A 12,087-nucleotide genomic window follows, 5' to 3' on the forward strand; every position below is an offset into this window, starting at 1 on the left:
TCGTCAGCGTCGGACCATCCCTCGATGCCGGTAAAGTAAAGCCGACGCCCCGCCCCTCGACCGGACGGAGTGCTGTGCTCTCAGTGCTGCTCTTCACCTTCCTGCTGGCCCTCGCGGCGCCGGCTCTGGTGGCGTGGGTGGGCAGGAGAGCCTTCTGGGTGCTGGCCCTCGGGCCCGCGTCGGCCGCCGCGTACGCGCTGGCGATGACGCCCCGGGTGACCGCCGGCGACTTCCCGACCACCGAGGTCCCGTGGGTGCCCGGCCTGCACCTGTCGATCACCCTGCAGCTCGACACGCTCGCGTGGTTCATGCTGCTCGTGGTGGGCGGCGTCGGCGCCCTGGTGCTGCTCTACTGCTCCGCCTACTTCGCGCGCGACGCCCTCGGGCTCGGCCGGTTCGCGGCCGTCCTCACGGCCTTCGCCGCCGCCATGGTGGGACTCGTCGTCGCCGACGACCTGCTGCTCCTGTTCGTGTTCTGGGAGCTGACCACCGTCTTCTCCTACCTGCTCATCGGCCACTACGCGGACCGCAAGGCGTCGCGACGGGCGGCCATGCAGGCCATCATCGTCACGACGGCGGGCGGCCTCGCCATGCTGGTCGGGCTGATCATCCTCGGCGTCGCGGGCGACACCTGGCGTGTCTCGGAGCTGGTCGCGGACCCGCCGTCGGGCACCGCGGTGACGTGGGCGGCGGTCTGCCTCCTCGCCGGCGCCGCGACGAAGTCCGCGCTCATCCCGTTCCACTTCTGGCTCCCCGCGGCGATGGCGGCCCCGACGCCGGTGTCCGCGTACCTGCACGCGGCGGCCATGGTCAAGGCGGGCGTCTACCTCGTGGCGCGCTTCGCCCCGGCGTTCGCGGACCTGCCGGTGTGGCGCTGGCTGGTGCTGGTCCTGGGCGGCGGCACCCTGCTGCTGGGCGGCTACCAGGCGTTGCGCCAGCACGACCTCAAGCTCGTCCTCGCGTTCGGCACCGTCTCCCAGCTCGGCCTGATCGTGCTGCTCCTGGGGCTCGGCACCAAGGCGCTCGCGCTCGCCGGCCTCGCGATGCTCGGCGCGCACGCCATGTTCAAGGCGGCGCTGTTCCTCGTCGTCGGCGCGGTCGACGTCGCCACCGGCACCCGCGACCTGCGCAAGCTGTCCGGGCTGTGGCGCACGATGCCGTTCACCGCCGTCGCGGGCGTGCTCGCCACGGCCTCGATGATCGGTTTCCCGCCGTTCGCCGGCTACGTCGCCAAGGAGGCCGCGCTCGAGGGGCTGTGGCACGACGTCACGCACGGCGCCGGGGCGCTCGAGTGGATCGCGCTGCTCGCCGTCGTCGTGGGGTCGGCCCTGACCGTGGCGTACGGCCTGCGGTTCGCGTGGGGGGCGTTCGGCACGAAGCGGCGGCCGGGCGCGGTCGCGGCGGGCGCCGCGGGCGAGACCCCGACGACGCGCGACGCCGCCGCGGAGCCCGCGCCCGCGACGCCGGTGCGCCGCCAGCCGTGGCTGCTCGTCACCCCGCCGCTCGTGCTCGCGCTGCTCGGCCTCGCCGTCGCGCTGGTGCCGGCCACGGGGGAACGGCTGCTCGCCCCGTACGCGGACCGCTACCCGGCCGGCGATCCGGGCCACCTCGTGCTGTGGGGCGGGTTCACCCCGGTCCTCGCCATCACCGTGCTGGTGCTGCTCGCGGGCTTCGTCCTCTTCTGGCAGCGCGCTCGCGTGGAGAAGGCGCAGGACCTCCTGTGGTCGCCGCGCTCCGCCGAGGTCACCTACCGCCGCACCATGCGCCGCCTGGACGACCTTGCCGCCGACGTCACCGCCGCCACCCAGCGCGGCTCGCTGCCGGTCTACCTCGGCGTGATCCTCGTCGTCCTCGCGGTCGCGCCGGGCACCGTCATCGCGTCCGGGCTGCTCAACGGCCACCCCCAGGTGGAGCTGGTGCTGTGGGACCGCCCCGCCGACGCCGCGGTCGTCGCCGTCGTCGTCGTCGCCTGCGTGCTCGCCGCGCGCGCCCGCCGCCGCCTCAAGGCCGTCGTGCTGGTGGGCGTCGCCGGGTACGCCAACGCGACCCTGTTCATGCTGCACGGCGCGCCCGACCTCGCGCTCACCCAGGTGCTGTGCGAGACGATCACGCTGGTCGTCATGGTGCTGGTGCTGCGCCGCATGCCGCCGTACTTCACCGACCGGCCGCTCGCCGCCAGCCGCTGGGTGCGGCTCGCGCTGGCCGTGGTGTCCGGCGCCGTCATGATGGCGTTCACGATCGCGGCGCCGCTGGTGCGGGTCGCCGAGCCGATCAGCACCCACTTCCCCGACGAGGCCTACACGTGGGGCGGCGGCAAGAACATCGTCAACGTGACCCTGGTCGACATCCGCGCCTGGGACACCGTGGGCGAGATCTCGGTGCTGCTCGTCGCCGCGACCGGCGTCGCGTCGCTCATCTTCCTGCGGCAGCGCAGCGGCGAGGTGCTGCGGCTGTCCCGCGTGGACGAGGTCAGCCGGTCCGACCAGCACACGCGCCGCGTGTGGCTCGCCGCGGGCAGCACGCTGGAGCCGGAGCGCCGGTCCGTGCTGTTCGAGGTCGTCACCCGCGTGGTCTTCCACGCCATGATCGTGTTCGCGCTGTTCCTGCTGTTCAGCGGGCACAACGCGCCCGGCGGCGGCTTCGCCGCGGGGCTCGTCGTGGGCATCGCGTTCGCCGTCCGGTACCTCGCGGGCGGGCGGTACGAGCTGGGCGAGGCCGCGCCGGTCAACCCCGGCGTGCTGCTCGGCACCGGCCTGTTCCTCTCCGCCGGTGTAGGCCTCGCGACGCTCGTCGCCGGGCAGGAGGTGCTGCAGAGCACGATCGTCAACCTGCACTTCCCGGTGCTCGGCGAGGTGCACCTCGTGACCTCGCTGTTCTTCGACATCGGCGTGATGCTCGTCGTCGTCGGCCTGGTGCTCGACCTGCTGCGCACGCTCGGCGCCGAGATCGACCGCCAGGACCCGCGGCCCGCCCGTGAGGAGGTGTCCGCGTGATCGTCCTCGAGAACACGCCACCGGCGATCCTCGTGCTGGCCATCGGCGTCCTCTTCGCCACCGGCGTCTACCTGCTGCTGGAGCGGCCGCTGACCCGGGTGCTGCTCGGCTTCGTCCTCATCGGCAACGGCGTCAACCTCATGCTGCTGGTCATGGGTGGCCGCTCCGGCGCGTCGCCCATCATCGGCAACGCCCCCGAGGGCGTGCGGATGAGCGACCCCCTCGCCCAGGCGATGGTGCTCACCTCGATCGTCATCACGCTCGCGCTCACGGCGTTCGTGCTGGCCCTGGCCTACCGGTCCTGGCAGCTGCACGGGCACGACGAGGTCGCGGACGACGTCGAGGACCGGCGCGTCGCCCGGCACGCCGCGCTCAACGCGCCCGCGTTCGAGGACGCGGACGCCGGCGGGCTCGACCAGACGCTCGACGAGGAGGCCGCCGACGTGTACGACGACGTCGACGACAGCGACGACGACGGTCACCGCGCCGACGGTCACCGCGCCGACGGCAGCAAGGAGCGCCCCTGATGCCCTGGGACTCCGCCACGCTGGTGCCGCTGCCCGTCATGCTCCCGCTGTTCGCGGCGGGCCTGACGCTCGCCCTGCACCGGTACGCCCGCGTGCAGCGCATCATCAGCGTCACCGCGCTCGCCGCCGCCCTCGCGGCGTCCGTCGGGCTGCTGGTCGCCGCGGACGGCGGGCCCATCGTCGTCGAGGTGGGCTCGTGGGCCGTGCCCGTCGGCATCGACCTGGTGGCCGACCGCATCTCCGCGGTGATGCTCACCGTCTCGTTCGTGATGCTGCTGTGCGTGCTCCTGTACTCCCTGGGGCAGGGCGTGCCCGAGGGGGAGGACGACCCGGGCACCACGCGCGGCGACATGATCCCCGTCGCGATCTTCCACCCGACGTTCCTCATCCTGGCCGCCGGCGTCGCGAACGCGTTCCTCACCGGCGACCTGTTCAACCTCTACGTCGGGTTCGAGATCCTGCTCGCGTCGTCCGCGGTGCTGCTCACCCTGGGTGGCACGGCCGAGCGCGTCCGCGCCGGGTCGGTGTACATCATCGTCACGCTGGTGTCGTCGCTGCTCTTCCTCACCGCGATCGCGCTCATCTACGGCGCGACCGGCACGGTGAACATGGCGCAGCTCGCCGAGCGGCTGCCGGAGATCGACCCGACGGTGCGCACGGCGCTGCAGCTCCTGCTGCTCCTCGCCTTCGGCATCAAGGCCGCCATCTTCCCGCTGTCCGCGTGGCTGCCGGACTCCTACCCGACGGCGCCCGCGCCGGTCACCGCCGTGTTCGCGGGCCTGCTCACCAAGGTGGGCGTGTACTCGATCCTGCGCACGCAGACCCTGCTCTTCCCGGACAACCCCACCGTCGACCAGGTGCTCATGGTGCTCGCGCTGCTCACCATGGTCATCGGGATCCTGGGCGCCGTGGCGCAGAACGACGTCAAACGCCTGCTGTCGTTCACCCTGGTCAGCCACATCGGCTACATGATCTTCGGCATCGCGCTCGCCACCGAGGCGGGCACGGCCGCGGCCATCTACTACGTGGTGCACCACATCTCCGTCCAGACGGCGCTGTTCCTCGTGGTGGGCCTCGTCGAGTGGCGGGGCGGGTCGACGTCGCTCGACCGGCTCGGCGGGCTCGCCAAGCTCGCCCCGGGGCTCGCGGTGCTGTTCTTCGTGCCCGCGCTCAACCTGGCCGGCATCCCGCCGCTGTCCGGGTTCCTCGGCAAGGTCGGGCTGCTCACCGAGGGCGCGACCGTCGGGACGGGGCTGGCGTGGGTGCTCGTCGTCGGGTCGGTCGTGACGTCGCTGCTCACCCTCTACGCCGTGGTCAAGGCGTGGAACAAGGCGTTCTGGCAGGCGCCGTCGGAGGAGATCGAGTCCGACGTGCCGCTGCCGCGCGGCATGGTGCTGCCCACCGGTGCGCTGGTCGCGTTCGGCCTGCTGCTCACCGTCGCCGCCGGCCCGCTGTACGGGTACGCCGAGCGTGCCGCCACCGCGTCGATGGACGGCCACACGTACGTGGACGCCGTCTTCCCCGACGGCGCGGACCGGGGCCGCGGCGAGTCCGTCGTCGTGGGCGACGACGCCGACGACGCGCAGGGATCGGCCGAGGGGGGTGGGCACGGATGAGCCCGACCTCGCGCCGACCCGCCCACCTGCTGCGCCGGCTCGGCTCGCAGTGGCACGCGCTCGTCCTGCTCACCGCCGTGTGGGTGCTGCTGTGGGGCGACCTGTCGTGGGCCAACGTCATCGCGGGCGCCGTGATCGCCGGCGCGGTGGTCACGCTCTTCCCGCTGCCCACCATCGAGATGCACGGCACCGTGCGGCCGTGGCGGGCCCTCGTGCTCGTGGCGCGGTTCGTCTCGGACCTGTTCGTCGCGTCCTTCGAGGTGGCGTGGAAGGCCGTCCGGCCGGGCCCGACGCCGCACGGCGCGATCGTCGCCGTCCGGCTGCGCAACCCCGAGGACGCCTACCTCACCATCACCGCGGTGATGTCGTCGCTGGTGCCGGGGTCGCTGGTCGTGGAGGCGCGCCGCAGCACCGGCGTCGTCTACCTGCACGTGCTCGACATCGACGCCTCCGGCGGCCCCGAGGCCGTGCGGCGCGACACGCTCGCGCTGGAGGAGCGGGTGCTGCGCGCGTTCGCCAGCGACGCCGTGCTGTCCCGGTGCGGGCTCGCGCCCGGCGACGCCGGAGCTGTCGTCGACGCGGGCTCCGGTGTCGTGCCGCGGCCGTCGTCCGGGCGAAGGGAGGAGGACGCATGATGCTCGCCGCCGTGATCGCGGCCGCCGTGCTCGTCGCCGTCGCCGCGATGCTCGCCCTCGTGCGGGTGGAGCGGGGACCGTCGATGCTCGACCGCGCCGTCGCGCTGGACACCCTGACCGTCACGCTCGTGTGCGCGATCGCGATCGAGGCCGTCTGGTCGCGGCGCACGGAGACCATCCCGATCCTCGTCGCCCTGTCGATGGTGGGCTTCGTCGGCTCGGTGACGATGGCGCGGTTCGCCGCGAAGGAGCCTGAGGGCGAGGGCCGCGTGCGCACGCCCGAGGAGGTCGCCGCGCAGGCGCGCGCCGCCGACGTGCCGCGCGGCGAACAGCGCGACGGCGCCCGCGCCATCGATGCCGAGGACGACGCCGAGAGCACGGGGGGTGCGCCGCGATGACCCACGTGGACCCGGGATTGTGGACCACGATCGCCGACACCGTCGCCGCGGTCTGCCTGCTCGCCGGCGCGTTCCTGACGCTCGCCGCGGGGCTCGGCCTGGTGCGCTTCCCGTCGCTGCTGGCCCGCATGCACACCGTCACCAAGCCGCAGGTGCTGGGCCTCATCCTCCTGCTCACGGCGCTCGCGCTGCGCGTGCGCAGCTGGTCGGCCGTCGCGATGCTCGTGCTGGTGGTCGCGTTCCAGCTCGTCACGTCGCCTGTCGCCGCGCACATGGTGGGCCGCGCCGGGTTCCGCACCGGCAAGGTCGACCCCGAGGACCTGCGCCCCAACGAGTTCGGCGAGCCCGACTGACCCACGGCTGATAGACCGGGCGCATGGCATCCGCCGAGCCCGACCGCCCCGCCCCTCCGCAGCCCGGCGTCAGCGCGCGCGTGGTGCAGGACGCGCACGGCGGCGAGAGTCTCCTCACCGTCGCCGTCGCCTTCGGCGCCAACCTGCTCATCGCGGCGGCCAAGTCCGTCGCCGCCGTGCTCACCGGGTCGGCGTCGATGCTCGCGGAGGCCGTGCACTCCTGGGCGGACACCGGGAACGAGGTCTTCCTCTTCGTCGCCGACCGGCGCTCCCGCCGCCCCGCCGACCGCGAGCACCCGCTCGGCTTCGGCCGCGAGGCCTACGTGTGGTCGATGTTCGCGGCCATCGGGCTGTTCGCCGTCGGCGCCGGCGTCTCCATCACGCACGGCATCCAGGAGCTGGTGCACCCCGAGCCCGCGAGCGACTTCGGCGTCGCGTACGCGGTGCTCGGCATCGCGTTCGTGCTGGAGGGCGTCTCGTTCCTGCAGGCCAGCCGGCAGGCACGGGCCGAGGCGAAGAAGGCCGAGCACGACGTGCTCCACCACGTGCTCGTCACGTCCGACCCGACGCTGCGCGCCGTCTACGCCGAGGACGCCGCCGCGCTGATCGGCCTCGTCGTCGCGTTCGGCGGCGTGCTCGCGCACCAGCTCACCGGGTCGCCCGTGCCCGACGCCGTCGGGTCGATCGTCGTCGGCGTCGTGCTCGCCGTCGTCTCCCTCGTGCTCGTGGACCGCAACCGGCGGTTCCTCGTCGGGGAGGCCGCCCGGCCCGAGACGCGGGCTGCGGTCCTGGCGCACCTGGTGACGATGCCCCAGGTGGAGCGGGTCACGTACCTGCGGCTCGAGTACGTGGGGCCGCGGTCGCTGTACCTCGTGGCCAGCGTCGACCTCAGCGGCAACGAGCCGGAGGAGACCGTCGCGCGGCGCCTGGACGACCTGGAGCGGGCGGCGACGCGGGTGCCCGTCATCGCCGGCGCGGTGTTCACCGTGTCCACGCCGGAGGAGCCGTCGCTCTGACGTCGTCGCGCGGCCGGGCACGTGCCGGGTCAGCCGGTGGTCTCAGCCGGCGTGCCGGGCCTCGTGGGCGAGCAGGCTGCGCTTGACGTCCAGGCCGTAGCGGAAGCCGCCCAGGCTGCCGTCGGTGCGCAGCACGCGGTGGCACGGCACGAACAGGGCGGCGGCGTTCATCGCGCACGCGCCCGCCGCAGCGCGGACCGCGGCCGGGCGGCCGGACAGCTCCGCGTAGCGGGTGTAGGTGACCGGGTCGCCCGCGTCGACCGTGCGCAGCACGTCCCACGCGTGCGCGCGGTACGGGCCGGAGACCTGGCGGACCGGGACGGCGTCGATCGCGCGGACGTCGCCCGCGTAATAGGCGCGCACGGCCGCGACGGCGGGCGCGACGGCCCCGTCGTCCTCCACGACCGCGACGGTCTCGGCGGGGCGGAGGTCGGGGTGGGTGAGGCCGACGAGGGAGTCGGTGTCGGTGGTCCACCCGGACGCGAGCACGGTGCCGTCCGGGTCGACGACGACGGTGAACGGGCCGTCGGGGGTGCTGAGGGTGGTGGTGCGGGCGGACAGCTTCGTGGGCATGGTTCCTCCGTGGGGTCGGGCGCCGAGCATGCACTCGTGCTCGGAATGCGGGCTGAGAAGGTGCGCTACTGCATGGTCGGCGGGAGGGCGGCGCGCCACAGGTGCAGCGCGGCGTACGAGCGCCAGGGGGCCCAGCGCTCGGCCCGGGCGGAGAGGGCCCGCGACCGGGCGGCGCGCGTCGGCGTCGTCTCCCCGTCGTCGGGCAGCCCCAGGTCGACGCCGGCCGCGGCGGCGCCCGCGAGGAGCGCGACGTCGCCGTCGAGCCAGGAGTCCGGGTCGCGCAGCACGCGCATCGCCACGTATGCGGCGGTCCACGGCCCGATGCCGCGCCGCGCGACGAGCGCGGCGCGCAGGGAGTCGCCGTCATCGCCCACACCGACGGCGAGGGTGCCGTCGTCGAGCGCCCGAGCGGTGTCGACGACCGTCGCGACCGACCGCGCGGGCAGACGTAGGTGGTCCGCCGCCGACGCCGCGACCTGGGCGGCGGTCGGGAACAGGCGGGTGAGCCCGGGCACCGCCGACGAGAAGGGGGTGCCCGCGCCGGCCGCGAGCCGGCCCAGGTGGGTGCGCGCCGCCGCGACGCTGATCTGCTGCCCGACGATGGCGCGGACCACGATCTCGTGCGGGTCCACCGTGCCGGGCAGGCGCAGGCCGGGCGTGCGCGCGACGAGCGGCGCCAGCGAGGGGTCGTCCGCGAGGGCCGTGTCGACGGCGACGGGGTCGGCGTCCAGGTCGAGCAGTCGGCGCAGGCGGGCCACCGCGACCGAGACGTCGGCGGCGGACGCGAGCTCCAGGCGCACGGCGACCCGGCCGGGCCCCACGCCCGGCCCGGCGAGGACCTCCGCCGCGCCCGGCCCGTGGGGGAGCAGCAGCGTGCGGGCGTACCGCACGTCGTCGCCGGCGAGGTCCGCCACCTCCACGCCGTCGACGGCGCGCGCCGCGAGGAACGCGACCACGCCGCGGGCGTCGAACGGCTCGCGCACCGGCAGCTCGAGGTCGAGGCGGACGCGCGCGACGTCGCCCACGGACCCGCCTTCCACCAAGCGATCCGTCGCGGCACCCGGTCCGTCGGCGCGACGGATCGCTTGCTGGAAGGCAGGGGGGCGACGGCGGGCGCGGGCCCGCAGCTCGCTCGGCGCGACGGCGAAGACCTCGGTCATCGTGTCGTTGAACTGCCGGATGGAGCCGAACCCGGCGGCGAACGCGACGTCGGCGAGCGGCAGGTCGGTGCCGACGACGAGGCTCCGCGCCGTCTGGGCCCGCTGCGCGCGGGCGAGCGCGAGCGGGCCGGCCCCGAGCTCGGCGGCGAGCAGCCGGTGCACGTGCCGGGCGCTGTACCCGAGGCGGGCCGCGAGCCCGTCCGTGCCCTCCCGGTCGACGACGCCGTCGGCGATGAGGCGCATCGCCCGTCCGGCGAGGTCGTGGCGCAGGTCCCAGGCGGGCGTGCCGGGGGCGGCCTCGGGCAGGCACCGCTTGCACGCGCGGTAGCCGGCCTCGTGCGCCGCCGCCGAGGTGAGGTAGAAGGTGACGTTCTCCGGCTTGGGCGTGCGCGCCGGGCACGACGGCCGGCAATAGATGCCGGTCGAGCGGACGGCGGTGAAGAACTGGCCGTCGAACCGCGTGTCCCGCGCGGCGATGGCGCGGTACCGCTCGTCGAACTCCCGCTCCTGCGGCCGGGCTGTCGTGGTCATGTCCCCATCCTCACGCGCGCCCCCGACGGACGGCTAGCGGGAATCGGACACGGCCGTGGGGGCCTGTTCGGCGGAGCTGCGGGTCAGGAGTGGGGAAGCGCCTCGATCCAGTCGAGGACGGCGGCGAGGTAGGCGTCGCGGGCAGGCCGCGGGGACAGGGCCAGGTCGTGCGCGCCGCCGGCGACCGTCCGCACGGTGACGTCGCTCCCCAGGCGGGGCGCCCGGTCGCGGATGTGCGCGACGTCCAGCACGGAGTCCGTGGTGACCAGCTCGTCGTGCCACGACCGTGCCGGGCCGGACCGGTCGGACGCGAGCACGAGGACCGGGATCGTGAGGTCGAGCCCACGGGCCACCCGGTGGTGCGCGCGGCGCACGGAGCGCAGCCACCCGGCGCGGGCGGGGAAGCCGGCGTGCGGCTTCCAGGCCAGGTCGTAGTCCCACTCTCCGCCGGTCTCGTGGTGCAGCGCGGCGCCGTAGTGCTCGCCGACGGAACCCACGACCAGCCGTGGCGCGACGCGCCCGACGACGTCGATCGCCCAGGTCGCCGGGCCGCGCATCAGCCAGCTCTCGTTGAGCTCCAGCCACGGGCTGTTGAGCACGAGCGCGTCCGCGCGGCCGGGGCGGGCGTTCGCCCACAGGGGCGCGACCAGGCCGCCCGTGGAGTGCCCGAGCACCACCAGCCGCTCGTGCCCCGCGGCGCGCACGACGGCGGCCGCGGCGTCGAGGTCCTGGGCGTACAGGGTCAGGTCGTCCACGAGGTTCGGGTCGCGCCCGCCGGCGACGTGCGCGGCCAGCGCCCGCCCGTGGCCGCGCAGGTCGACGGCGTAGAACGCGTGCCCGCGGGCGGCGACCGCGCGCGCGACGTGCGGGTGGAAGAAGTAGTCGACGAACCCGTGCACGGACAGCACCGCCGTGCGCGCGACGGCGCCCGGTGAGCCGCCGTCGTCGCCCGGCGTGGACGGCACGTGCCGCACCAGCACGGCCTCCGCGCCGTCGGGCAGCGGCAGGGTGCGGGCCTCGAAGTCCGGTCCGAGGACGTCCTCGCGCCACGCCCCGGGTTCGGGGTGCGGCGCGGTCGACGCGTCAGGCACCGTGCGTGGGACCGGACGGGCGGTCCTCGTCGCCGGGCTCCTGGCCGGGCTCCTGGCGGACCGTGTCCTCCTCGCCCGGGCGGCCCGGCTCCAGCGGCTCGGCGACGGGGCCGGTCGTCGGGCCGGTCGTCGGGCCGGTGGTCGGGCCGGTGGTCGGGCCGGTGGTCGGGCCGGCCGGCGGCGTCGCCTCGGGCGCGGTCTCGGGCTCGAGCGGCTCGGCCACGGGGCCGGTCGTCGGCCCGGCGGCTGGCGGGGCCGCGGGGGCGCCGAAGACCTGCTCCTCCGGCGTCGGGCCGGTGGCGGGGACGACTCCGGGTGTCGTCTCCGCGGCGAACGCGGCGTCCCCGGTCGCGGTGCCCGTGACCGTTCCCGTCGCCACTGCGGGGCGGCGGTTGTTCCGCACGACGAACCACACGACGAGCCCGATGACGATCAGGCCCACGACGAGACCGACGATCCACCACGGGAAGCTGCTGCCGGTGGTGGCCGAGCCGACGGCGTGGATCTCGGTGTTCTCGCCGACCTTCGGCGTCCAGGTGACGGTGTTGCCGTCGATGGCGCCGGTGGCGTCGCTGACGGGGCCGGGGAAGGTGATGGCGAGGCTGACGTCGAACGCGTCCTGGACGTTCTGCGGCAGCGACCTCAGCTGGTCGGCGCCCTCGGAGAGGTTCATGGTGCCGTCGACGACGTAGTCGTCGCCGTCGCGCGTGATGGTGAGGTCCTCGCCGCCCTCGCCGGAGATCTGGCTGATCGGGGCGTCCGTGAAGGTGTACTTGGTGCCGGTGTACTCGTCGTCCGAGTACGGCTCCTGGGAGGTGCCCTCGGGCAGGTTCTGCGAGAGCTCGCCGCCCGCCTGCTGCCACAGCTCGCCCGGCTCCATCCCCATGGTCTCGGCGAGGCTGTTCGAGACGGCCATGACGATCGTGCCGGAGACGGTGTCGTCCTCCGAGAGCGTCATGTCCATGTCGACCTTCATGCACCCGGCGAGGGCGAGGAGGCCGACGGCGGCCAGGACCGCCGCGATCGCGGTGCGGAGGCGGCGCACGGGGCCGCGGGCTGGAGTGGTCACCGGCCCAGCATCCCGCAGCGGCCCTCCGCGAGCCACCCGGCGCCCCGAGCGCCTTGCGATCAAAGTTGAGCGGAATACACTCAACTTTGGCGGCGTTCTCCCGACAGACGTTCTTCCCGTGTCAT

Annotated in this window: 11 protein-coding genes; 7 read left to right on the forward strand and 4 right to left on the reverse strand. The window is 74.6% G+C overall.

Annotated features, from left to right (window positions below; translation table 11 throughout):
• Positions 1-74: 74 nt before the first annotated feature.
• Genes ABZ493_RS17625 through ABZ493_RS17655 form a run of 7 tightly spaced genes read left to right on the forward strand, consistent with a single transcriptional unit; the run spans position 75 to position 7,538 of the window.
• Positions 75-2,993 (forward strand): Na+/H+ antiporter subunit A, encoded by a 2,919-nt coding sequence (locus ABZ493_RS17625; RefSeq protein WP_430583450.1) that lies wholly within the window; start codon positions 75-77, stop codon positions 2,991-2,993.
• Complete coding sequence (locus ABZ493_RS17630) at positions 2,990-3,520, forward strand: Na(+)/H(+) antiporter subunit C (protein WP_430583451.1); 531 nt, start codon at positions 2,990-2,992, stop codon at positions 3,518-3,520. The genes ABZ493_RS17625 and ABZ493_RS17630 overlap by 4 nt, the downstream gene beginning before the upstream one ends.
• Positions 3,520-5,136 carry a Na+/H+ antiporter subunit D gene (locus ABZ493_RS17635; RefSeq protein ID WP_430583452.1) on the forward strand — a complete coding sequence of 539 codons (1,617 nt, stop codon included), beginning with the start codon at positions 3,520-3,522 and terminating at the stop codon, positions 5,134-5,136. The genes ABZ493_RS17630 and ABZ493_RS17635 overlap by 1 nt, the downstream gene beginning before the upstream one ends.
• Positions 5,133-5,771, forward strand: coding sequence for a Na+/H+ antiporter subunit E (locus ABZ493_RS17640; RefSeq protein ID WP_430583453.1), 639 nt, complete (start codon positions 5,133-5,135; stop codon positions 5,769-5,771). The genes ABZ493_RS17635 and ABZ493_RS17640 overlap by 4 nt, the downstream gene beginning before the upstream one ends.
• Complete coding sequence (locus ABZ493_RS17645; RefSeq protein ID WP_430583454.1) at positions 5,768-6,169, forward strand: monovalent cation/H+ antiporter complex subunit F; 402 nt, start codon at positions 5,768-5,770, stop codon at positions 6,167-6,169. The genes ABZ493_RS17640 and ABZ493_RS17645 overlap by 4 nt, the downstream gene beginning before the upstream one ends.
• Entirely contained in the window at positions 6,166-6,522 is a 357-nt protein-coding gene (mnhG, locus tag ABZ493_RS17650; protein WP_430583455.1) for a monovalent cation/H(+) antiporter subunit G, read from the forward strand. The genes ABZ493_RS17645 and mnhG overlap by 4 nt, the downstream gene beginning before the upstream one ends.
• Positions 6,523-6,545: 23 nt before the next feature.
• Entirely contained in the window at positions 6,546-7,538 is a 993-nt protein-coding gene (locus tag ABZ493_RS17655) for a cation transporter (protein ID WP_430583456.1), read from the forward strand.
• A gap of 42 nt (positions 7,539-7,580) precedes the next feature.
• On the opposite strand, the gene ABZ493_RS17660 is transcribed toward ABZ493_RS17655, so the two are convergent.
• The 4 genes from ABZ493_RS17660 to ABZ493_RS17675 form a co-directional block, all read right to left on the reverse strand.
• Positions 7,581-8,111, reverse strand: a complete 531-nt coding sequence (locus ABZ493_RS17660) for a methylated-DNA--[protein]-cysteine S-methyltransferase (protein WP_430583457.1) — start codon at positions 8,109-8,111, stop codon at positions 7,581-7,583.
• A gap of 65 nt (positions 8,112-8,176) precedes the next feature.
• Positions 8,177-9,802 carry an Ada metal-binding domain-containing protein gene (locus ABZ493_RS17665; protein ID WP_430583458.1) on the reverse strand — a complete coding sequence of 542 codons (1,626 nt, stop codon included), beginning with the start codon at positions 9,800-9,802 and terminating at the stop codon, positions 8,177-8,179.
• A gap of 83 nt (positions 9,803-9,885) precedes the next feature.
• Complete coding sequence (locus ABZ493_RS17670; protein ID WP_430583459.1) at positions 9,886-10,893, reverse strand: alpha/beta hydrolase; 1,008 nt, start codon at positions 10,891-10,893, stop codon at positions 9,886-9,888.
• Positions 10,886-11,962, reverse strand: coding sequence for a hypothetical protein (locus ABZ493_RS17675; RefSeq protein ID WP_430583460.1), 1,077 nt, complete (start codon positions 11,960-11,962; stop codon positions 10,886-10,888). Before ABZ493_RS17675 ends, ABZ493_RS17670 begins: the two co-directional genes overlap by 8 nt.
• Between the last annotated feature and the right edge of the window lie 125 nt (positions 11,963-12,087).

The sequence above is a fragment of the Isoptericola sp. NPDC019482 genome (assembly GCF_040632295.1).
GTDB lineage: Bacteria > Actinomycetota > Actinomycetes > Actinomycetales > Cellulomonadaceae > Isoptericola.